Annotated in this window: 20 protein-coding genes and 1 pseudogene; 8 read left to right on the top strand and 13 right to left on the bottom strand. The window is 39.8% G+C overall.

Annotated features, from left to right (window positions below):
* Positions 1–579: 579 nt before the first annotated feature.
* Positions 580–2,415 carry a DUF885 domain-containing protein gene (locus ABJK37_RS16205; RefSeq protein WP_348356175.1) on the bottom strand — a complete coding sequence of 612 codons (1,836 nt, stop codon included), beginning with the start codon at positions 2,413–2,415 and terminating at the stop codon, positions 580–582.
* Positions 2,416–2,603: 188 nt separating this feature from the next.
* Here ABJK37_RS16205 and ansA point away from each other — a divergent pair, with 188 nt between their 5' ends.
* Positions 2,604–3,611, top strand: coding sequence for an asparaginase (gene ansA / locus ABJK37_RS16200; protein ID WP_348356173.1), 1,008 nt, complete (start codon positions 2,604–2,606; stop codon positions 3,609–3,611).
* 184 nt (positions 3,612–3,795) lie between these two features.
* On the opposite strand, the gene ABJK37_RS16195 is transcribed toward ansA, so the two are convergent.
* The 4 genes from ABJK37_RS16195 to prmB all read right to left on the bottom strand — a co-directional run bounded on the left by ABJK37_RS16195 (position 3,796) and on the right by prmB (position 7,731).
* Positions 3,796–4,002: a cold-shock protein gene (locus ABJK37_RS16195; protein ID WP_007617424.1), complete on the bottom strand. Its 207-nt coding sequence runs from the start codon at positions 4,000–4,002 to the stop codon at positions 3,796–3,798.
* Between the two features lie 379 nt (positions 4,003–4,381).
* Positions 4,382–5,551, bottom strand: a complete 1,170-nt coding sequence (locus ABJK37_RS16190) for an MFS transporter (RefSeq protein ID WP_348356170.1) — start codon at positions 5,549–5,551, stop codon at positions 4,382–4,384.
* A gap of 64 nt (positions 5,552–5,615) precedes the next feature.
* Positions 5,616–6,722, bottom strand: a complete 1,107-nt coding sequence (gene aroC, locus ABJK37_RS16185) for a chorismate synthase (RefSeq protein WP_348356168.1) — start codon at positions 6,720–6,722, stop codon at positions 5,616–5,618.
* A 55-nt stretch (positions 6,723–6,777) separates the two neighbouring features.
* Positions 6,778–7,731 carry a 50S ribosomal protein L3 N(5)-glutamine methyltransferase gene (prmB, locus tag ABJK37_RS16180; protein WP_348356166.1) on the bottom strand — a complete coding sequence of 318 codons (954 nt, stop codon included), beginning with the start codon at positions 7,729–7,731 and terminating at the stop codon, positions 6,778–6,780.
* Between the two features lie 100 nt (positions 7,732–7,831).
* Between prmB and smrB the strand changes: the two genes are divergently transcribed.
* Complete coding sequence (gene smrB, locus ABJK37_RS16175; RefSeq protein WP_348356164.1) at positions 7,832–8,407, top strand: endonuclease SmrB; 576 nt, start codon at positions 7,832–7,834, stop codon at positions 8,405–8,407.
* Positions 8,408–8,486: 79 nt separating this feature from the next.
* Here smrB and ABJK37_RS16170 read toward each other — a convergent pair.
* From ABJK37_RS16170 to ABJK37_RS16155, 4 genes and pseudogenes are all read right to left on the bottom strand, one after another.
* A pseudogene (locus ABJK37_RS16170) lies at positions 8,487–8,807 on the bottom strand (SMR family transporter).
* Between the two features lie 99 nt (positions 8,808–8,906).
* Positions 8,907–9,164, bottom strand: coding sequence for a Rho-binding antiterminator (locus ABJK37_RS16165; protein ID WP_348356162.1), 258 nt, complete (start codon positions 9,162–9,164; stop codon positions 8,907–8,909).
* A gap of 79 nt (positions 9,165–9,243) precedes the next feature.
* Positions 9,244–9,747, bottom strand: a complete 504-nt coding sequence (locus tag ABJK37_RS16160) for a hypothetical protein (RefSeq protein WP_348356160.1) — start codon at positions 9,745–9,747, stop codon at positions 9,244–9,246.
* Between the two features lie 393 nt (positions 9,748–10,140).
* Positions 10,141–10,293 (bottom strand): hypothetical protein, encoded by a 153-nt coding sequence (locus tag ABJK37_RS16155; RefSeq protein ID WP_348356158.1) that lies wholly within the window; start codon positions 10,291–10,293, stop codon positions 10,141–10,143.
* Between the two features lie 354 nt (positions 10,294–10,647).
* Here ABJK37_RS16155 and ABJK37_RS16150 point away from each other — a divergent pair, with 354 nt between their 5' ends.
* Positions 10,648–10,809 carry a DUF2986 domain-containing protein gene (locus ABJK37_RS16150; RefSeq protein WP_348356156.1) on the top strand — a complete coding sequence of 54 codons (162 nt, stop codon included), beginning with the start codon at positions 10,648–10,650 and terminating at the stop codon, positions 10,807–10,809.
* Positions 10,810–11,028: 219 nt separating this feature from the next.
* Here the strand turns inward: ABJK37_RS16150 and ABJK37_RS16145 are convergent, their stop codons facing one another.
* Positions 11,029–12,768 (bottom strand): EAL domain-containing protein, encoded by a 1,740-nt coding sequence (locus ABJK37_RS16145; protein WP_348356154.1) that lies wholly within the window; start codon positions 12,766–12,768, stop codon positions 11,029–11,031.
* A gap of 21 nt (positions 12,769–12,789) precedes the next feature.
* Complete coding sequence (locus ABJK37_RS16140; RefSeq protein ID WP_348356152.1) at positions 12,790–13,821, bottom strand: hypothetical protein; 1,032 nt, start codon at positions 13,819–13,821, stop codon at positions 12,790–12,792.
* 199 nt (positions 13,822–14,020) lie between these two features.
* Here ABJK37_RS16140 and ABJK37_RS16135 point away from each other — a divergent pair, with 199 nt between their 5' ends.
* The 4 genes from ABJK37_RS16135 to ABJK37_RS16120 are packed head-to-tail and all read left to right on the top strand — an operon-like array spanning position 14,021 to position 18,414.
* A complete protein-coding gene (locus tag ABJK37_RS16135; RefSeq protein WP_348356150.1) occupies positions 14,021–14,584 on the top strand; it encodes a response regulator in 564 nt (187 codons plus the stop codon).
* A 20-nt stretch (positions 14,585–14,604) separates the two neighbouring features.
* A complete protein-coding gene (locus ABJK37_RS16130; RefSeq protein WP_348356148.1) occupies positions 14,605–15,456 on the top strand; it encodes a phosphate/phosphite/phosphonate ABC transporter substrate-binding protein in 852 nt (283 codons plus the stop codon).
* An 8-nt stretch (positions 15,457–15,464) separates the two neighbouring features.
* The gene (locus ABJK37_RS16125) at positions 15,465–17,126 is read left to right on the top strand and encodes an ATP-binding protein (protein WP_348356146.1); all 1,662 of its coding nucleotides are present in this window, start codon (positions 15,465–15,467) and stop codon (positions 17,124–17,126) included.
* Entirely contained in the window at positions 17,119–18,414 is a 1,296-nt protein-coding gene (locus tag ABJK37_RS16120; protein ID WP_348356144.1) for a response regulator, read from the top strand. Before ABJK37_RS16125 ends, ABJK37_RS16120 begins: the two co-directional genes overlap by 8 nt.
* 94 nt (positions 18,415–18,508) lie before the next feature.
* Here the strand turns inward: ABJK37_RS16120 and ABJK37_RS16115 are convergent, their stop codons facing one another.
* The gene (locus tag ABJK37_RS16115; protein ID WP_348356142.1) at positions 18,509–20,005 is read right to left on the bottom strand and encodes an ATP-binding protein; all 1,497 of its coding nucleotides are present in this window, start codon (positions 20,003–20,005) and stop codon (positions 18,509–18,511) included.
* Positions 20,002–20,544, bottom strand: coding sequence for a heme NO-binding domain-containing protein (locus tag ABJK37_RS16110; protein ID WP_348356140.1), 543 nt, complete (start codon positions 20,542–20,544; stop codon positions 20,002–20,004). Before ABJK37_RS16110 ends, ABJK37_RS16115 begins: the two co-directional genes overlap by 4 nt.
* Before the next feature lie 356 nt (positions 20,545–20,900).
* On the opposite strand from ABJK37_RS16110, the gene ABJK37_RS16105 reads away from it, so the two are divergent.
* On the top strand, positions 20,901–21,647 hold the full coding sequence (locus ABJK37_RS16105; protein WP_348356138.1) for a hypothetical protein: 747 nt from the start codon (positions 20,901–20,903) through the stop codon (positions 21,645–21,647).
* Positions 21,648–21,936 lie beyond the last annotated feature (289 nt).

Here is a 21,936-nt window from a genome sequence, read left to right as displayed (position 1 = left end):
CTAACAATTGATCGCTCAGCGAGATTTAAAATCACCTAATCAAGGTGCTCGAATGAAGCAATAGTTATTCTATTGTAAGTTCTAGCAACGCAGAGTAGGAGCTTTTAAACCTCGCCCAAAGGGAGAACACCAGCGACTTTCTCTCTTCGTTCTAGTCCTTTGAAAGGGGGTAGCCATTCCTGCAGGACTACGCCTCGATTGAAAGTCGCTGGTGCTCTCTGAGTGACTAATTGATAAGATGAATTGGTATTACACGTCATTCCCGCGAAAGTGGGAACCCACCAATAGCGACCGTAAACTAAATTGAGATGCTATAAAAACACCATAGCAAAGTTATATTCTCACTAATTTTTTAAGATAATAAAACAAGGCTCTCTAGCGATTTATCAGATGTTAACGGGGGTTCCCGACTTAGCGGGACTGGCGTGGTGCATACGATAGGATGTCACTGTCAGCTTATTCGGTAAACGTGTTGAAAGCGTCATTACTGAAAGGCGGTTGTTCGCCCATAGGCGACAGACAAAGACCGCATTTAAGACTAGAAAGCCAAACATCCAAGTTTAGCTCCCTACCCTAATTTTAGCTTTGTTGCTGAACAATCCATCTGTCAATTTTTGCTTCTAGTATAGGCATAGGCAATGCGCCATCTATGAGTATTTGCGTGTGGAATTTTTTCAAATTAAAGTGCTCACCCAAGGCTTTTTGGGCTTTATTTCTGAGCATACGAATATGTCTTTGGCCCACTTTGTAGCTCACCGCTTGTCCGGCCATAGCGATATAACGCTCCACCTCGGCTTCGATATCTGTCAACGCAAGTGATGAGTTATCCACCATAAAGTCAATAGCTTGTTGTCTACTCCAACCAAAGGCGTGTAAACCAGTATCGACCACTAAACGCATGGCGCGAAGTTGTTCGTCGGATAAACGTCCATACCACATGTATGGGTCCGTAAATAGGCCCATTTCTTTGCCCAAACTTTCTGCGTATAAAGCCCATCCCTCTGCAAACACTGTATATCCGCCAAATTTGCGAAAATCTGGCAGGCTTTCTACTTCTTGTTGAATAGCAATTTGGAAATGATGGCCTGGTGCAGCTTCATGCACACTTAGGGTTTCCATTAAATATTTAGGCTGCGCCTTTAAGTTATAGGCGTTGATATAAAATATACCGGGTCTTGAACCATCAGGTGCAGGGCTTTGGTAACTTGCGCCCGCCGATGATGCCGCGCGATACGCTTCAACAGCCCTTACCTCGTAATCTGCTTTAGGAAACACTTCAAATAATAACGGTACGCGGCTATCAATATTTTGTTTAACTTGGGTATAACCGTCAATCAACGCTTGCTCTGAATCAAAGAAAAATTGTTCGTCGGTGCGTAAGAATTCAAAAAATGCCGTTAAGTCGCCTTCAAAACCGACGGTTTCTTTTACTTTCGTCATTTCGGCTAAAATACGTGCGACTTCTTGTTGCCCAAAGTTATGAATTTCTTCAGCGTTTAGCGCTAAGGTTGTATTGGTTTTAATCCTATAGTCATACCACGCCTTACCATTAGGTAAATCTAACAAACCAAAAGTATCGCGGCCCTTGGGTAAATATTCCTCAGACATAAAAGTATATACTCGGCGATACGCTGGAATAATCACGTTTTGTATGGTTTTAAGGTAGTCGCTTTTGATTTGCGCTTTATCGAGACCCGTTATGTTGTCTTTTTCTTCGAGGGATTGTAACGGTCCATAAAAGACACTTTGAGTGAGATCTTCAACCATATGCGCCTGCAACTGAGGCAATACTTTTTTAATCAACGGCTTAGGAAGTACCACAGAGTTTTCTATGCCTTCTTTCATTGCCTCAATGGCACTATCCATATAAGTAGCAAAACCATTAGCACGACTCATAAAGTTACGATAATCGTCTGCAGTGTTAAAAGGTTGAGCACTTTTTCCTGAGCCTAGAGAAGCAAACGCACTGTGTGCTCCGCCCATTTGATGTATAGGAATAAGGTGTCCTGGAAATTTTGCGCCTTCGAGCGCTATTTTTCTGTCTCGCAAGAATATTTCGTAACTTAACAGGTCTTGCCCGCGCAATGCAGAAGCATCAATAGCCTGTATCTTAGTTAAGTACTTTTGTTCAAAAGCTAAGGTTTCGGCCAAAGTTTGCTGGTTAATGGGTGGGTTAAACCTATCGTTGTAATCACTAACGCCTACGTATGTCGCAGATATTGGATTCATCTGCATTCTTTCAGCGAAGTAGGCTTTAAACAGCGCATTGGATTTTTGTGACTCGGTTTGTATTACAAGCGCACTATTGGCGTCTATACTCGCGCCCAAATTGTCAATTTTTGCCGAACTTGTGTGATTGCAGGCAACCAACCCCACTGAAAAAACAACAGTGAGAGCAAGGTGTTTTGTATTCATGTAATATCCTCTTTTATCAGGAATTCATTGTATCTTAGCTTTCAAGGTTTTAGGGAGTAAAAGGCTGCCAGTTTTCCAATTTTGTTCATCAATTTCGGTCACAGTAACAAAATGGAATTAATGGTTAAACTCGATAGCAAGGAGTAGAGTAGATTAAAACAAAGATAAAAGGCGTTTAATTCCAACATATGAAAAAACACATTTATGTCGCATATACAGGCGGTACCATTGGTATGCGCCCTTCTTCCCATGGATTTGTTCCGGCGGCGGGTTTTCTTAGCGAAACAGTGGCCAACATGCCCGAGTTCCACCGCAACGAAATGCCCAATTTTACGATCCACGAATACGACAATTTAATTGACTCCTCAGATATGGATCCAAGTGACTGGCAGAAAATCGCCAATGATATTTTTCAGAATTACCAGCAATATGATGGTTTTATTATTCTCCATGGCACTGACACCATGGCATACACCGCGTCTGCCTTATCATTTATGTTAGAGGACTTAGGTAAACCTGTCATAGTAACGGGCTCGCAAATCCCACTCGCTCAACTGCGTTCAGATGGCCAAGTAAATCTTCTTAACGCTTTATATATCGCAGCTAACTACCCCATAGCTGAGGTTACATTGTTTTTTAACAATCAACTGTTTAGAGGCAATCGCAGCCGCAAACTGGATGCTGATGGTTTTAACGCTTTTGATTCTCCAAATTTTCCGGCACTACTTAAAGCGGGTATCAATATTGAAGTGGATAAAAAGATTCTGGGGATTGCTGCTGACAAAAAACTTCATGTGAGCCCTGTCAAATCACAACCTATTGGGGTAGTGACTTTGTACCCCGGGATCAGTGCAGAGGTGTTAAAAAACACGTTACAACAACCAGTTAAAGCCTTAATTTTATTAAGTTTTGGCGTAGGAAACGCACCTCATAACTCAACTCTTTTGGAGCAACTTTCTTTCGCAGACCAACAAGGTATTATTGTTTTAAATTGTACTCAGTGTGTTCGTGGTAAAGTTAATATGACAGGTTACGCGAATGGCCACATTTTAAGAGAGGTTGGCGTAGTGTCTGGTCAAGATATGACCCCAGAGGCTGCACTTGCCAAGTTGCATTATTTGCTTAGTAAAGATCTACCAGCCAGTCTTATCAAACGCCAATTGATTGATAACTTGCGCGGAGAGTTAACGGACTAGGTAAATCAAGACCTATCAGAGTAAACAAGGATTTCATTGATTAAATAACCTTTCTGAAAAAACAGAATACTCACAGACTTTTTCTGCGACTTCTTTGTGATTCAAGTGATTGACCTTGTAACAGGCATAAAAAAAGCAAACCCTAGGGTTTGCTTTTTCTTATAGAATTTTAATTATTTGATAATTAAAGTACTACGATGTTCTCAGCTTGAGGACCTTTTTGGCCTTGAGTTACAGTGAACTCAACTTTTTGACCTTCGGCCAAAGTTTTAAAGCCAGTACCTGTGATAGCACGGAAGTGAGCAAAAACATCAGGGCCGTTTTCTTGTTGAATGAAACCGAAACCTTTAGATTCGTTAAACCATTTTACTGTACCAGTAGTTGCAGACATAGTCTTTCCTATATTTTTCAAGAGTAATTGTGTCTCCTAAGAGACGTTAGTTGTGCTGAAGTGTGTTGCAATTACTTATGAGCTACGAGACCGGGTACTACAATGGAACGTCGAAACAATGTACATAAATATCAAACTTACTTTCAAGCATGGGTAGTATATATCTAACGTACCGTAGGTCAACAACTATTATCAAGAAACTGGTCTAACAAGGCTTTTTGTTTCAACAAGTTAGTCACAAATTTGTCATATTTTTGCCATCTTTACTACTAGCAATTGCGCTGAAATTACTGTTTATATATCAATCAATCCAATAAAGTCATGCACTTTTGAATGTTGATATTTAAAACTAATCCTAATATTTGTCGATTTAAAAATGTTACATACGTTTAGAAGACACAAAAAGTAAACTTATTGCAGAAAACACAGCTGTAATCGCAGCTAAAGTAAAGGTTTGCTCGGCTCCATGACCTTGTTGCCAAAAATACCCCGCTCCATAGCCACCTACAGCCCCTCCAATGCCAAAGCCAACACTGAGATAAATTGCTTGTCCTTGGCTTTGAAACCTATTGCCAAAATAATGATGAATAAACTGCATAGACGCCGCATGTGTCATGCCAAAACTAAATGCATGCAGCATTTGGCTAAACACTAATATCGCCGGGTTGTTTGCCACCACAGCTAACAAATACCAACGAAGCGCAGTGAGCAAAATACTGATGACCAAAATCCACTTAACCCCAAAGTACTTAATCAATTTCCCGGCTTGCAAGAAAATGATGACTTCTGCCAATACACCTATAGCTATAAGCCATCCTGTTGCTTGTCCGCTGTAATCCAAGTCCAGAAGATATAGAGCAAAAAATCCGTAATAAGCCCCAAAACTTAGCTGTAACAAAGCAACAGATAATAGAAAAGCGTAAAACACTGGCGTATTGATTTTATGCCAAATTGAAACAGACGCCTGACTACTGTTTTTTTCTACCTTAGGAGCTTTGAGTAATAACGTGGTGACAAATAGACTGAACAACACCAAAGCCCCAACGTAAATAGGGGCTTCACTAGAGAACACATCAATCATTTTGCCCGTAAAGATAGTGAGCAAAATATAACCGATACTGCCCCATAACCTAATTCGTCCATATCGACTGGCATGACCATATACACAATTTAAGGTTAACCCCTCAATTTGCGGTAAAATTGCGGTCCAAAACATCATCATCAGCGCAAGGCTGAATGTCAGCGCCCAAAAACCATCAACGTAAAATACCAAGCTAAAAGTTGCGAATGTTAACAATGCACCAAGTTGCAATACCCTGAGCGCCCTGCCCGATTTATCGGCGAGTATTGCCCATAAATTAGGACCCGCTATACGGGCCACGGTAATCAACGCAAAAAGTTCACCTATTTCAGTGGACGAGAATCCTCTGCCGTCTAAAAATACCCCAAGGTATGGCATCAGTACGCCAAACTGCCCAAAATAAAAAAGATAGGTAATCGCAAGTAAAATTAAATTAGAATTTGAAAAAGCAGATTTTGGCAAGGGCAATACTTAAGTATGTGAATAAAAATTAGGCGTATTCTAAAAGAATACGCCTCAATGTCAGTAACGTTTATCGCGTTTTTGCTTGTGCGGGGATAACAGGTGTAGCGCTGTGAACATCAGCATTTTGGCCTCTGTCTCTTAATAAATGATCCATCACCACTAATGCCAACATGGCTTCTGCAATAGGTACAGCGCGGATCCCCACACAAGGATCGTGCCTACCTTTTGTAATGACTTGGGCAGTATTGCCATGTATATCGATGGTTTCACCAGGGACACTGATACTAGAAGTGGGTTTAAGTGCCATATGCACCACTAAGTCCTGCCCGGTCGAAATACCTCCGAGCACGCCACCAGAACGGTTAGAAGCAAACCCATCAGGGGTTAATTCGTCGCGATGTTCACTGCCTTTTTGTTCAACAGTAGCAAAACCATCTCCTACTTCTACCCCTTTGACTGCGTTAATACCCATCATGGCATGGGCTAAATCAGCATCAAGTCGGTCAAAAATAGGTTCACCTAAACCAACTGGCATGTTAGTGGCAACCACTGATACTTTAGCACCAATTGAATCACCTTGTTTTTTGAGGTCGCGCATATAGGCGTCTAGCGCTTCTAGTTTACTTTCGTCTGGACAGAAAAACGCATTGGTGTTCGTCACACTATGATCAACGGTTTCGACTTTGATTGGCCCTAACTGCGACAAGTAACCATGGATCTCTATACCATGATGCTGCTTTAGGTATTTCTTGGCTACGCCACCTGCCGCAACACGAATAGCCGTTTCCCGGGCCGAAGAGCGACCACCACCTCGGTAATCCCGTAACCCATACTTTTGCTGATAGGTATAATCAGCATGTCCAGGGCGGAAGGTATCTTTAATTTTGGAATAATCGTTACTACGCTGATCAGTATTATTGATTAATAAACCAATACTGGTACCTGTGGTTTTGCCCTCAAACACACCAGACAAAATTTTCACTTCATCTTCTTCACGTCGGGCTGTGGTATATCTTGAGGTACCGGGCTTGCGTCGGTCTAAGTCAACTTGCAAATCTGCTTCGCATAAATCTAAACCGGGAGGACATCCATCGATAATGCCACCTATAGCAATACCATGGCTTTCGCCAAAGGTGGTGACAGTGAATAACTTACCGAAAGTGTTTCCAGCCATAATTTTAAAATCCTATTGTCTAATCTACGTATATTCTAAACACAATTTGTGTATTTTAATGGTCAACGGAGCGCCAGTACTCAACTAAATCGTTCTTGCTTATAGCAAATACACCATGACCACCATTTTCAAACTCAACCCACTGAATCGGTAATTCTGGATAGCGGCTAAACATATGCACTTCACTGTTGCCCACTTCAACAAACAACCAACCATTGTCAGTTAAATGCATAGGGGCCTGCCGTAAAATATGGTCGACTAAATCCAAACCATCATTGCCCGCGGCCAAAGCCAGTTCAGGTTCGTGATGGAACTCTTGCGGCAAATCATCCATATCCTCAGCGTCAACGTAAGGTGGATTACTTACGATTAAGTCGTATTGCTGACCTTGCAGCGCTCCCATTAAATCAGAATTGATGGGGTATACTCTGTGATTCAATCCATGTTCAGTGATATTGAGTTCGGCAACATCTAGGGCATCTTGGCTAATATCCACAGCATCCACCTGCGCCTCTTCAAACGCATATGCCAACGCAATAGCAATACAACCACCACCAGTGCACAGATCTAAAATATGCTGAGGCTCAGCGTCGCCAATCCATTCTTCAAAATGATTCTTAATCAATTCCGCAAAAGGTGAACGAGGAATCAGCACTCGTTCATCGACATAAAACGGTAAATCACAAAACCATGCTTGATTGGTCAAATAGGGAACCGGAATACGCTCATCAACACGGCGTTTCACAATAGCAATAATCTTTAATTTTTCGGGAAGGGTCAAACGACTATGAAACAACTGATCACCAGTTTGCATCGGCAAATTTTGCTCTAAATGTAAAAGCTGCAGTACTAAACTAACGGCTTCATCCCAAGGGTTATCAGTGCCATGGCCATAAAACAATCCAGCCTGATTAAAACAGGTGACTGACCACCGCACCATATCTAACATAGTGTGCAGGTCTTGCGCTATTTGCTGAGATTCTAATTCTGTAAACGTATCTGTGGTCATGTTATCACTTAATAAATCTAGGTTCGTAAACCTTGAATACATATGCTCTTGTAGCAAACTTTGTTATGCTAAGCCTATAGCAAATATGTACCTGTAATGAATGAAAATCACGCCACGTCACCCTAAAATTCAATCAGAAGATGAAGAACCAGATCTTTTTAAAAATCAGTTCAAAGATGTAGCGCCAATAAAGCAGGACAAAATACCGCCTCAGCGCTATTCCAGCAAGCAGAATTCGGGACTTACCCCAAAAAACAACAAAGATTTATCAGAAATTAAACAAGCCGCAGCGGCATTTGAGTTTTCAGATGGTTTTGAAGGCCACTTTGATATTGATCAACCTCTAAAATATGTCAAACCCGAGGCCGACAGTCATGAAGTAAAACGTCTGCGCCGAGGTGATTACCCACCGGATTTAATCCTTGACTTACACGGATTGAAAAAAGAACAAGCCAAACACGAAATAGCCGCGCTAATTCACGCGGCACAAAAACAACATGTGTATTGTGTCTCGATTATGCACGGCAAAGGCACTTATGTGCTTAAAAAATCCATTCCCAACTGGTTGATCCAACACCCTGCGGTATTGGGGTTTCACCAAGCCCCAAAAGAATGGGGTGGACAGGCAGCATTGCTGGTATTGATTGATTTGCCTTTACACAGAGGTAAGTATTAAATCTAGTGCTATTTGCGCTAATTGAATTGAGCTTTAATTTTTCCGACAACTCCTATCACTAATCAACAAATGCATTGGCTTAATGCACACTCACTTTAGAAAATACCTTGATAACTATGACAGCAGACACAATCAATCCCATGCCTAACATACTTGCTAAGTCTAACTTTTGGCCCCCCTGCTAGCGAAATTAATACAATACCTAATCTCACCCAAACCGCATACGCTATGCCAATAGGAATGGCTTTTAGCGTGAGAGGCAGAAGATAAAAAGCGACCGCGTATCGGAATATCACTAACAAACTAGGACAAAACTTTGTAAAACCGTCACTCGATTTTAAGTTCGGCGTTACCACTACCTCAGCAACAATTGCCCCCCAATATACAACCAATTATTCATATTATTCTCTTATGTTTACGAATATTCACGGACTGAGCTTTCAAATCTGATGCTACTTAAAAACCTGACAAACTGATAACTTGATAGCGAGATAGCCTTCTAAAACTCAATTCGAGTGAACTTGGCATTGGCGGTTAATACTTCCATTGTTTTAAGATTAAGTGTCGCTATTTTTTGCCGCTGATTGCTTCCACACTCTAAAAGCAACAGTTCTTTTTTATCTTCAATCACAGTGGTTTTAGGAACACCGAGCAAGACTTCGCCACTTTTAAGAATTAAACGAATTTGATACCTATACATACAGGCTATTTCTAAATAATCGTAAAGGTCACAGGCTATACCCTTATTTACTTCCATAATTTCTACCCGCAGTGCAATGTCAACGTATAATACCAATCCGTACAACACAATAAAATGTCAACGATAATTGGTAGCATTAGAATTGATAGCCAATAAAGACGTTGCCTGCTGAAGATTTTTCCCCACTGTTTCGGCCATTGCCATAGCCGGCTTCAAATCTTAGCTTCCATCCTTTGCCCTGCATATTCTGGAAATTATAGCTATAACTGACACCTATACCGTCGATAGCCTCCCAATCTAATGCCTTAGCGATCGAGCAAGCTAGTCCTTGTGCAACGCTATCACTTTCAGGACAACTTTCTCCCTCGTATAGACCCACTGTGCCAGCAAAGGCTCCAATAGCATGTCTTCGATTCTCAGAGACTGAATGTTCGAAACCTAATGATGCTCCATTTGCCACACCAACTTTTCCATTAAGGTAGTAGCGATAACTATTATCTTGTGTAGTAATTGATAACTCTGGTGTAAATACAAACGGAAAGCCTGTCCCAAGAGTAAAGTCATAACTCTCTTCCGCACGGGATATTCCCGCAACGGCACATAAAACTATGACCAAAGGAGTTGTGATTTTTAGATTCATTTATACTGCTTTATGTGGGATTAATTTCCATTAAATCCTCACATTGTGAAAAACTTAAATCAAGTTTCAGAATGTAACAAGGCACGACTGTTCATCTAAGGCATCAAGACTAGCAAAGAAGTCTATAATAAACCAAATGATGCGTTTCCTATTAAAATCTAAGACGTGTTTCCGCTGTTTTTTGGGGAAGTTTGCGTTTTACTTTCTTACTTTTTGCTTTCTATCTTCAGTTCAATTTTCACTGCTAGATTTGACCCGATAATTAAAGTTAACAATCCATTCAAAACAATAAAATGAATTGTAACAACCACAAGACTCAAGGCTGCTTTGAGATTGCTTCGTGGGCACCTTATTAGATGTTTTGCGATAAATTAATAAAACTAAGGGTATACGTCAACTTGACTTAAAGTCCTGATTGATAACATTGAGCTCTTTAAGTTTTTTTTCAAGTTTAGCAATTTTAGAAATCGAAATAGTACCGAATATAAAACCAGTTATACCCATAGACATGCCCATAATTCCAAAAATAAAACCTAAATTTTCCATTTTTTTACCTTTAATGAACTCATACCTTAATGCTTAGAGTCACAATGATTGTAACGCCAAAAGGATAGCAACTAACATATAGAAATCGATTATACATTATTGTGATCGTTAACTTTTTTATCAACTCGGCGTCACGACTAAACCGAGTTTCTATTTAATCCCAGCATTGGCCAGTTTTTTGGTACGCTACGTTTAACCCTATTTGAAATCGCAATGAATACCATTGCCACGCCCTAAACGCCCCTATCTAAAACAGGTATTAGCCTCATATGAAATGGGCAAACAATACTGTGACTGCAAAGACAAATGCATTTAGTGATATACTAGGGTAACGGAAAAACACAGCAGAAACTTATGAACAGACGTAAAAAAGGTAATCAAATTTTAAAAGCTCGGGCCAAAAAAGCTAACGCTAAATTGTCATCAAAGAATAAACCTAGATATATTAGTAAAGCCGATAGAGAAACGTTGAGCAACGCTGCTGCTGAGGAAACCACCACAGTGTCTGATGAATAAGATCAGACGCTCACTTGTAACTGAACAATTCAGTAAAAAACGAATGACATCGAGTCTCCTAAGGTCAATGGTAACAAGTTTTAAAAGAGACCATTATTCAAATTTCGGGAATTCAAGTCTTTTTGTAGCAACTTAATTTCACCGCGCAAAAAAATAAAAAGCGCATCACAACGTTAAAACTTTGTTTACCCCAAAAATATTCTTACTAACTCATGCGTTTTATTTGGTTAACATAAAAGGCTGATTGATTAGCACCTTTTCAAAGTCTGTTCTTGTGACAGGTCGACTGTATACGTAGCCTTGGATATAGTCACATTCAAGTGACTTGAGTAATTCAACTTGTCGTTGATTCTCAACGCCTTCAGCAACCACATCGATATTCATCCTTTTGCACAGTCCAATAATACTCTTTAGCATGTCGGTAACATCCTTATTGGTTTCCAGATCATCAATTAGAATTTTATCCAATTTAAGTACATCCACAGGTAGCTTGGTTAGGTAGGCGAAAGATGAATACCCTGCTCCAAAATCATCAATGGAGATGCGCACTCCTAGCTCTTTTAATTGCCACAAAACTTTTCCTGTTTGCTGTAAATCTTCTATTACGCAACCTTCGGTAATCTCTAGCTCTAGACTACTTGGAACAAGCCCGGTTTTTGTCAATAGGTAGCGCAATTCATCAACAATTTGGCTGTTTTTTAATTGACGCGGAGAAACGTTTATAGATAAATTTAACGACTCGCCATATTGTTTTCTCAATGCAATAAGTTGCGTAATACTATTGTCGAGTAACCAACTACCAATTTTTTCAATTTGCCCATCCAATTCGCTAAGACTAATAAATTCGATAGGCGACACCCACCCTAACGACGAATGTTCCCAGCGCATCAACACTTCGGCATTTTCAACCAAACCATCTTCCAATCTAACTTTCGGCTGAAAGTACAAACTAAATTGGTTGGTGTTGATTGCTTGCTGAATACTATTTTGGATAATTCGTTTACGTTTTTTTTCAGCAACATGTGTCGCATCAATCTTCACCACATGTGACTTATCACCTCTGAGCTGGCTGTCACGATAATCCTGCCCCGAAATGTTTCGGATTGAATGCAGTAGTTGTTGAATATTCATGCCTTCAAAAGGGGCTAACGCATAAGCCAAATAACAGTGAAACTTGGGAGTACCGTCGCACTGCTCTGCAGTGAGTGATAAAGCTTTATCCAATAACGTTAATTGGCAGTACAATTGCTCATTGCATTGTTTTTCAGGAACAATGACTAGTATTTGGTCAATATCCACAGAAAATATCTGACAATCCTTTGGTAAACAAAGTCCAATTGTCTTAGCGACTGAATCTAAAGCCAAATCATGGGATCCTTTTTTCTCCCAATACTGATCATATAGTGAAATGTCTGAAACGATTATTGACGCAAGTGCAAACTCCGCTTTTTCTTTGAGTAGGCCCGTTACTGTTTTGTCAAACCGCACGCGCTCCGGTTTAACATACAGCTCAGTGAGTTGCTCTTTAGAGGTATTACTCTGCCGTTGCTGATATTCCTGAAATGCGATTTCGACTTCATCAATTAATTGTTGATTGTTCCACGGCTTAGATAAAAATTTATAAGCGGCCCCAGAATTCATCACATCCACAGCGGCGTCGAAATCTGCGTAACCAGTAAATATCATAGAGACAATATGTGGGTAAGACTTTTTAATGGTTTTAACTAATGTGCCACCATCAACATCTGGCATACGAAAATCCGATAAAACCACTTGAAAATCGTGTTCTTCAAGAATCTTTAACCCCTCTTTTGCACTGCTAGCAGTAAAGACTTGATACTTTGTACGATTAAAGCTGCGTTTAATTGCTTTTAAGATACTTTCTTCATCATCAACAACTAAGAGATTAAACTGTTCAGGCGGCTCAGCTGTTAGGTATTTGTGTTGCATATTTGACATGACTATTATTCCCAAACGCGGTTAAAACGTATATTTTGTTTCTAATCTAAATCTAACACCCTGTTCGGGTGCGCCCAGCAAACGTTGTGTTCGCGACACACGCCCCCCAACCCACAACTTTTTGCTTAGTCTGTGACGAATACGTAAATCCCACCCCTTAAAGTTACTAGTGGCAAACCGGCTCGAAGCGTTTTGAGCAAACTCTGTCACTACAGCAAAGCGCTCAACATATAAATATTTAAGTTGGGTTAAATAACTCCCGATGTTTTTCAACTCTCCATGTTTTATTTCGAAGGTATAACTCAAATCTTGTCCGGCAAACTCATCTTGAAACTCTAAAGGGGTATCTTTTACAGACCAACCAACATCAGTTCCAAATTGCCACTCACCTCGTTTAATGGCCCCCGAAAAACGTATAAATTGATTGTCAAACTGCGTGTCTTTTTTAGCATAGATGGCATCGGTATCACCACGATAATCCACCAGCCAAGGAGATAACGTGATCTCTCCAAAATCACTAGACAGCTTTGTTTGGTATTGAAAAATAGACATATGACCAATAGTGTTGCTCTGGCCATCCAACGGCTTAAAGGTAGCAAATTTCAGTCTATTTGCTGTTCCTAATTTGTAATCAAAATGAATCCCGATTGGGTTTAGATGCCGATCCCAAAATAGGTCGGTAACCTGATGTGTTTTCCAAGGAATTTTTCCTGCAAATAGCGTCAATTTCCCCAGTTGCGCTTTAGCGTATAAACGTGACAAATAGACATCCTTATCTCCCGCGGCTTGATCAGTAATTTGATGCAAGGTAATGGCAGGCACATTCTGTTTATTTTTCAGACCAGTCCTGAGCTGGGCAACAAGGGTCCAAACATCATTAAATTCATTAGTAACACCAATGGCTGCAATTGCTCTAATCCTTTTACGTGGCGCGAGATTAATTTGATCTGTTTCATTTTCATATCTAATTAAAACACTGCCATCAAATTCAGTTGCGCGAGTCGTTGCTATTAACAAATTACATAAAACGATACCTACTACAAATATTTTCATTTTACTCTTTCCTAGTTGCGTTTGTGTTATCAGAAACGATGTCACTGCAGCGCTCATCAAAACTCTAGTTTAGGTACATCTTTATTTTCGTGATGCAAATATAGCCAATGTCACAAATGTCGTATATGATACTTTAGTCATATATGCTTCATATGTCTTGTTATGCTATAAATACGTTAATTCAATTAGGAATAGCCGAATGTCTAGAATTAAATCACTGAGTACAGGTGACATTGCTCAGTATTGTGACGTCAACCTGCGGACCGTTATTCGTTGGATTGATAAAGGAAGTTTAAAGGGCTACAAGTTGCCAGGACGCGGTAATAACAGGGTCACGGTAGATAACTTTGTACTTTTTTTAAAAGAGAATGAGATGCCAGTCCCTGCCGAGTTTTTACCTAAAAATAAGACAGTGTTGATAGTAGATGATGACAAAAATATGGCGGACGCCATAAAACGAGTACTGCGAAAAGATGGCTTTGAATGTGATACAGCAATCAATGGATTCTTGGCCGGAAGCAAATTAATGCAACATCGACCGAGCTTGATGACGTTAGACCTAACCATGCCCGGATTAAATGGCTTTGAACTTTTGAAACACTTGAGAGCTGATGAACAATTCCGTGATTTGAAAATTCTGGTTATTTCAGCGTTGCAGCAAGAAAGTCTAGATGAAGCCGCCGCGCTAGGGGCAAATGCTGTGCTTTCTAAACCGTTTAAAAATGATGAGTTACTCAATGTAGTAAATCAATTAACCCAGTGATGTAACAACGAGGTATTAAAATGTACAAATTAATGTTGTTTATTAGCTTACTTATGACTGTTCCTTGTACAGTCGCTGCGCAAGACCAAATAAATTCGGCCAAACAAAGCACGTTAACTTTTGCCATCGTCCCTCAGCAGTCAGCTGAACGTTTGGCTGTTCTATGGACCCCGATTCTCCAATTCATCAGTCAACACAGTGCTTTGGATATTGTATTCGTTACTGCCAAAGATATTCCTACTTTTGAAGAACGACTAAAACTGGGTCAATATGACATCGCGTACATGAACCCTTATCACTATGTGGTGTTTCACGAGTCCAGCGGTTATAAGGCCTTAGCCAAACAAATTGATAAATCAATAAAGGGAGTTATAGTTGCTAAAAAAGGGAGCAATATTAACAGCATCCATGATCTCGCCGGACACCGGTTAGCATTTCCAGCTCCTGCAGCTTTTGCCGCAACGATATTACCTCAAGCCGAACTTCACAAACTGGGTATTGCATTTACCCCTAGTTACGTTTCGTCACATGACTCAGTTTATTTGAACGTATCAAGGGGGTTTTTCAGCGCCGGTGGGGGAATACAGCGAACACTTAACAATATGCCAGTAGAAACTCAATCTATGATAACCACAATCTGGCAAAGCGCTGAATACACACCTCATGCTGTCGCCACCCACCCTAGGATGGAAGCAAAATCTCGTGAAAAAATATTAGCTGCTTTATTAAATATGAGTAACACTGAAGAGGGAGTTAAACTACTCAAGAATATTAACTTTAATGGCTTCGAACCCGCTTTAAACAAAGATTGGGATGACGTAAGAGCACTACATATAAAAACGTCTATGTCAGCAACGGAAGTTGAGCAATAGGTAAAAGAATGAATTTTTCATTACGCAATAAAACAATATTTAGCATAGCGTGTATTGAAGCGGTGCTATTGATTATTCTAATATTTACCGTCGTTAATTTTATGCGTAATACCTTACATCAAGATTTGGCCGAACGGTCATCTACGATCAGTACGTTATTTGCCACTACCACAAAAAACGCAATTTTAACCTATGACTTAGCGTCGTTGGAGAGTTACTGTGCTGAACTAATGACCAATCCAGATATTGCTTATGTGCGGATAATTAACAGTGAAAACCAAGTTTTAGCTCAAGCCGGCGATAAGAAGTTGCTAGCTCGCCCTTTTATAAAAGATGACAACGTGGATGCTGTCAGCGATGGTATTTTTGATAATTTTGCCAATATCGCTGAATCAGAACACCTATACGGGCGCGTAGAGCTTGGTATCGACATCACAAACATAAGACTGTCTATTGGAAAGATTCAATCTTGGACGACAGGCATAGCGTTGGTTGAGATGTTACTAGTTGCACTATTTTCATTTGTATTAGGCAACTATTTAACTAGCCATTTAAACCGCTTACGTATTGCGGCAAGAGAAATATCCCACAATGTAAAAAGTGGAAAATGTAACCACAGTCAACTGCCTATTAAAGGAAAAGATGAGCTAGCAGAAGTAACTGAAGCGTTTAATACTCTCATGACGACCTTAGATGCAGAATGTGAACGCAAGGAAACCTATCAGAAACAATTGGAAGTACTAAACCAAACTTTAGAAGAAAAAGTACAGCAGCGTACCGTTTTATTAAATCAACGAAACGAGGAGTTGCAGCGCTCGAATCAAGAGTTATATTCAGCACAACAACAGCTTATTCACGCTGAAAAAATGGTTTCTATTGGCCAGCTAGCGGCAGGTGTTGCCCATGAAATTAACAATCCAATAGGTTTCGTAAATAGTAACCTAAGCTCACTAAAACAATACACAAAGACGTATCGTCAATTATCTGAGCAAGTTACACAATTGTTGTCGACTAATGACCCTCAACAGTTGGCTACTAAACAACAGGCTTTGTCGCAGTGGATAAAGGACGAGGATTTAACGTTTATCAATGACGATACTGATGAACTCCTAAAAGAATCTATTGAAGGATTAGTGCGAGTAAGAAATATAGTAAAAGACCTCAAACAGTTTTCTCGAGCAGAGTCTGATGATAAACAATGGTGTGACATCAATGATTGTGTGTCGACAACGCTGAATTTGGTCAGCAATGAACTTAAGTATCACTGCAACATAGAAAAAAGATATGGCTCGCTACCTAAGGTTTGGATGAATTACGGAAAAATCAGTCAAGTATTAACAAACTTACTGATAAACGCCGGGCAAGCAATTAGTGAAAAAGGAGAAATCACTATAATTACTGAGATACAAAACGATAAAATTTTAGTGTCAATCAAGGATAACGGTACTGGTATCGCACCTCAAAATCTACCAAACCTTTTTGACCCGTTTTTTACCACCAAAGATGTGGGCATAGGCACTGGACTGGGACTTTCCATTTCCTACGGCATAATCCAAGAGCATAATGGCGAAATTACGGTAACGAGTGAACTCAAAAAAGGCAGTTGCTTTTGCATAATATTACCCATTGGCAACAACAACGAGCAAGTTAAGGAGATTCATAATGAATGATATGAAGCCTGAAAACGAAGCACCAATGACAGTGCTTTGTGTGGATGACGAAGTCAATATTCTCAAGTCCATGAAACGTTTATTATATAAACAAAACTATACCGTGTTATTCGCAGAGGGAGGCGCGGCTGCTTTAGATATAATGCATCAGCAAACTGTCCACTTGATCATATCTGACATGAAAATGCCCGCTATGTCAGGGGCACAGTTACTTGAAAAGGTCGCTAGCTCTAATCCAGACACCTACCGTATTTTACTCACTGGCTACTCCGACATGGAATCGACCATAGATGCGGTTAACAAAGGCAAAATACATCGCTACTTGCAAAAACCTTGGGACAACGAAGAAATTATCAACGTGATAGAAGAAGGCCTAGAAAAGGTCAGCCTGAAGTATGAAAACAGAAGATTACAAAAGCTCAGCGAAAAGCAAAATAATCTGCTCAAAGAATTAAATCATAATCTTGAGGAAAAAATAAAATTACGCACAAAACAAATCCATGTAGCCATGCACAGGATAGAGCGAAACAATAACGCCACGCAAAAAGTGCTATACAACCTGATCGGCATTAACCCAAACCTTAGCGGAAGCTTTGCCAATAGTGTTAGTTTACTAGCCAAACGTATAGCCGAGAAAAAGTCCCTTTCTAAAGAGGAAGTCAACGATATTGCCTATGCAGCACTGCTATGTGAGATAGGTTTGTTAGGCTTAGACACCTCCATCTATAGCAAACCTTTTAGCGAGCTAAATTTTAACCAACAAAACGAATATATAGACCAAATAAAGAACGCCCAATTAATATTTGGACCGGCCGTTCACCTTCAAGGTGTATCAGATATCATCACCTGCCAGTTTGAATACCATAATGGATCTGGCCCTAACCAATTAGCTGATTCGCAAATCCCTATTGGAGCCAAAATACTGAGTGTTGCCAGAGACTACTGGCGATATAACCAAGGCCGTATAACGGCGGAAAAAATGGAGGATGCCGAAGTACGTATAGAAATGAAAAAATTTCAAGGCACACGTTATGATCCAGAGGTTTTGGCCATACTCCTAGATAATCCCGATATAGTGTCAGATGAGTTTATCGAAAAACCTATACCTGTCCACGCATTGGAACCCGGCATGGTCTTAAAATATAACATTCTCAATGAGGCGCATATTCTTGTATTACCAGAAGGCCATATATTTACAGAGGCGACAATAGCCAAGCTTTTACAGTTTGAAAAGAGTCAACCTAACCCCTTATCTCTTATAATAGAAGAAAAGAAAGAAGAAGCTTAACAGAGCATAGTTGCTCACTCAGCGACATTCTAAGGCGCCTTAATCAAGGCGTTTGAGTGGTTATTCATCATTATTGATTGGTATAAAAGACAGATCATTGCTCTGCGATGGCGAAAGACAAGTTAAACGTAGTACCCACATTGAGCTCAGAGTCTACAACCACCTCAGCCCCGTGTGCCTCCAAAATTGCATAGGAAACAGACAGGCCTAAACCCGTGCCTTCTCCCACGGGTTTAGTGGTAAAAAATGGTGTAAAGAGTTGTTTAAGTGTTTCTTCATCCATACCGCAACCAGTATCTTTAATATGTATCACCACTCTCTTTTCGTTTTCACTATAGTCAATGGTCAGCTGTCCTGCTGTTTCCATAGCTTGAGCGGCATTAACAAACAAATTGACAAAAACTTGCTGCAATTGACCCAAATTCCCTAATATCTTTGGGCAAGCGTTTGACATTTTGTTGTCAATTTTATGTTCGTATTTAAATAGGTTGCCTGCAATCTTAAGCGCAGCGGATATGCACGCATCCAATGACATTTCTACTAAGGTTTCATCACCGGCATGTGAAAAACCTTTCAAGTTATCTACAATTCCTTTTACACGCTCTAAGCCCTCTAAATTAGATTGAAGTATGTCTTTTGAGTCTTCTTCAATGTAGGTTAAATCCATTGATTGGGAAATGCTTTCAAACAAAGCGGCATCGAGAGTTTCATTTTTATCAAGGGTAGATTTAAGCTCTTTGTGGAATAACTTGAAATCTGCAAGATAATCATTAAGCACTTCCATATTTGATCTTATGAATGCAATAGGGTTATTTATCTCATGTGCGACACCTGCTGCTAACTGACCTAGCGATGCCATTTTTTCAGATTGAATCAGCTGCCGGCGAGCTTTTTCGAGCTTATTCAAAGAGTCTTGAAGTTGAACATTACGTTTTAATATTCGAACATCAGTTAAACGACGGCGGATCCCACTCAATACATGCTCTCTTGATGTATTTAATACAGAAAGTAATTCCGGCTCAAACACTTTGGTTTTGGTCAAAAAAACCAACCAGCCAATTTTTTCCCCAGATAAAGCAAAGTTGGTATAAAAAAGTGAAGTAAACTCCGTGTGTTTTTCGACACAATTGGCTCCAAGATCTAATATGGCCCAAGTATCTAAAACTTTAGATTCTGCAATAGGTAAAGTAGAATGAATGGCTTTTCTAAATTCATCATTGGCCTGCCAACTAACGTCTAGATGCCAAACATCAGCTGATTTGCCCTTGACTTCTTTACCGTGCTCGCTAGTGATATAAGCGCCGCAACAAGCACTACATAACGTGCCTGTCAACGCTACAATATTGCTAATCATTTCCCCCAAAGATACTTCTGATGCAACGTTACTTGATGTTTGGGCTAAGAATGCGAGCTCTGACTGCTTCTGAGTAGCGGAGGCTAAAGCACTCTTTAGCGATTGGTTTGCTTCATATATATCCAAAGAATATTTTTCTAACTGATTTTCAGCTAAATTACGTGCCTTTTTTTCCCTTTCAGCTTTACGTTCGAGTACTGCGACTCTTTTTTCTAATTCTTCTTTAGATAACGTCAAATTTTCACTACCTCAAGAACACAACGCGAATCCCCCTCATGCTCACATTCGGGCTGGGAAACTGTTACTTGCTGCCCAGTATGCTCTGCTAAGCCATGAACGATACCTTCGCAGAAGAAACATAACTTACGGGGTGATAGGTAATTAAATGATAAAGTGTTAGCGGTTTCAGACAAAAATTCGAACTCAGGCAGTAACGCATCTGGATTGAGCTTCTTTACTTCTACATGAATAAAATTTTGCACTGCATGTAAAAACTCAAATACATCCTTAAAATCATGAGCTCCTGCCGGTGCGACATTATATAACTCTTTGAATACCCACTTTCCAAATGCAAATTGCGCGTCTTTGGACGATATACCTTTTTTCTCCACCACTAGTTGGATAAGCGTGAATAACTCTTGATCGTCATAAGTACCTACAGAGGTATATATTCCTTCACTAGGCAATTCAGCTTCGTTAAGTAATGTATCCCAAAAATCATCACCCCAAAGCTCTTCAATAAACTCATTAAATTTTACGAATACTATACCTTTCATAAGTCATCTCTTTTGAAAATTTGAAATTAGTATTGGTTACTTTGTTTTAATTTTCCAGTTATTAACTATATATAAATTAATGGGTTACATCAGTATAAATTAATATAACAGCGACATTAAGATTCTTCTAAATAGACCTATTTATCAACTCTTACACTCCTGTCAGCTCAAAAAATTCTGTCGCAATTTTGAAACACTTAAGTACATTTTAAACAGCAACAAAACCTAAAACCCTCACAAAAAGACCATAACACATTGATTTTAAATACAAAAACCAACTTGGAATGATTGCTGCTTTAAATCGCCAGATTTAATAAAAATGACTAGCATAATTGTAACTAAAGTGAGTGATTTCCATGTTTGAGCAAAGATCTAACTATTCAACCAACAACCAAGCCACTAACCCGAAGTTCTACGGGCTGAGTAAAATTCTAACAGTGGGTTACGATCAGAACAAAAGTCAGCGTTTACCTAGCAGCCGCTACAGTCTAAAAATTAGTGTCATTGGTCTTGGCACCACAGGTGCAGCAACTGGAATTGGACTAGCCGCTTTGGGTCATAAAGTGATAGCGGTTGACCATGATCACCGTAAAGTTAATGCGGTTAATCAAGGTCGCGTGTCTTCAGTTGATCTCAAGCTTAAAGCGTTACTTAAGCAAGTGCGTAGATTAAATAACTTAGTGGCATCATGCGACATGCATCACGCAATATTAAGCTCTGACGTCACGCTGCTATGTACCGGCAATAATAGTATTCGAAAAACGACTTCCCACTTCAACTATATGAATTCGACGCTACAACAAATATCTGCAACTTTGCGATCAAAACGTGAATTTCATTTATTCGTTATTTGCCAAACAGCTGTAGATGCTGATTTTCAGCGCTTCATAGGTCTTGATCTAGAACGAAGTACAGGTAAAACCTTAGGTAAAGACTTTGGATTGTGCTTTATGCCTCTGGATCTCAAAGAACATCAAGAAATAAGTGATTTTTATTCATTGCCAAATATGACAGTTACCATCAGCGATCCAAGAAGTGAAAAACTGCTAAAGAAACTATTTAACGGATTCAAGAATAAAATAAATTACCTCAGAGTTGTTTGAGGTAAATTCATTAGCAAACCATGATTCCATTCTTATTTAGATAGACAGCAGAGCGGTTATACAATGTAGTGCAGAGCAATAAATGTCCTACGCAATCTCCCCGCCCCCCCTGCACTGGCGCTGCGCTACATTTTATCGAGTGACTAACTAACCTGAACTCGGGATAAGCCATACCGTCCAGCACCGCTATTATTGCGCCTATCTTCGTTGAACTTGCTCTCAATAGCTGGCAATTGCTTCACAAGCTCGCCTTGATAAACACAATAATATCAGCACTGGATGCATTAAA

Origin of the sequence: Paraglaciecola sp. (genome assembly GCF_039964565.1) — a bacterium.
Taxonomy (GTDB): domain Bacteria; phylum Pseudomonadota; class Gammaproteobacteria; order Enterobacterales; family Alteromonadaceae; genus Paraglaciecola.
The sequence above is the reverse complement of the archived record's forward strand: the minus strand, read 5'-3'. Positions and strand labels throughout refer to the sequence as shown.

Excerpts from the sequence above, each read along its gene's own strand:
- ABJK37_RS16205 (WP_348356175.1), bottom strand. The coding sequence starts at position 2,415 with ATGAATACAAAACACCTTGCTCTCACTGTTGTTTTTTCAGTGGGGTTG.
- ansA (WP_348356173.1), top strand. The coding sequence starts at position 2,604 with ATGAAAAAACACATTTATGTCGCATATACAGGCGGTACCATTGGTATG.
- ABJK37_RS16195 (WP_007617424.1), bottom strand. The coding sequence starts at position 4,002 with ATGTCTGCAACTACTGGTACAGTAAAATGGTTTAACGAATCTAAAGGT.
- aroC (WP_348356168.1), bottom strand. The coding sequence starts at position 6,722 with ATGGCTGGAAACACTTTCGGTAAGTTATTCACTGTCACCACCTTTGGC.
- prmB (WP_348356166.1), bottom strand. The coding sequence starts at position 7,731 with ATGACCACAGATACGTTTACAGAATTAGAATCTCAGCAAATAGCGCAA.
- smrB (WP_348356164.1), top strand. The coding sequence starts at position 7,832 with ATGAAAATCACGCCACGTCACCCTAAAATTCAATCAGAAGATGAAGAA.
- ABJK37_RS16165 (WP_348356162.1), bottom strand. The coding sequence starts at position 9,164 with ATGGAAGTAAATAAGGGTATAGCCTGTGACCTTTACGATTATTTAGAA.
- ABJK37_RS16160 (WP_348356160.1), bottom strand. The coding sequence starts at position 9,747 with ATGAATCTAAAAATCACAACTCCTTTGGTCATAGTTTTATGTGCCGTT.
- ABJK37_RS16155 (WP_348356158.1), bottom strand. The coding sequence starts at position 10,293 with ATGGAAAATTTAGGTTTTATTTTTGGAATTATGGGCATGTCTATGGGT.
- ABJK37_RS16150 (WP_348356156.1), top strand. The coding sequence starts at position 10,648 with ATGAACAGACGTAAAAAAGGTAATCAAATTTTAAAAGCTCGGGCCAAA.
- ABJK37_RS16145 (WP_348356154.1), bottom strand. The coding sequence starts at position 12,768 with ATGTCAAATATGCAACACAAATACCTAACAGCTGAGCCGCCTGAACAG.
- ABJK37_RS16140 (WP_348356152.1), bottom strand. The coding sequence starts at position 13,821 with ATGAAAATATTTGTAGTAGGTATCGTTTTATGTAATTTGTTAATAGCA.
- ABJK37_RS16135 (WP_348356150.1), top strand. The coding sequence starts at position 14,021 with ATGTCTAGAATTAAATCACTGAGTACAGGTGACATTGCTCAGTATTGT.
- ABJK37_RS16130 (WP_348356148.1), top strand. The coding sequence starts at position 14,605 with ATGTACAAATTAATGTTGTTTATTAGCTTACTTATGACTGTTCCTTGT.
- ABJK37_RS16125 (WP_348356146.1), top strand. The coding sequence starts at position 15,465 with ATGAATTTTTCATTACGCAATAAAACAATATTTAGCATAGCGTGTATT.
- ABJK37_RS16120 (WP_348356144.1), top strand. The coding sequence starts at position 17,119 with ATGAATGATATGAAGCCTGAAAACGAAGCACCAATGACAGTGCTTTGT.
- ABJK37_RS16110 (WP_348356140.1), bottom strand. The coding sequence starts at position 20,544 with ATGAAAGGTATAGTATTCGTAAAATTTAATGAGTTTATTGAAGAGCTT.
- ABJK37_RS16105 (WP_348356138.1), top strand. The coding sequence starts at position 20,901 with ATGTTTGAGCAAAGATCTAACTATTCAACCAACAACCAAGCCACTAAC.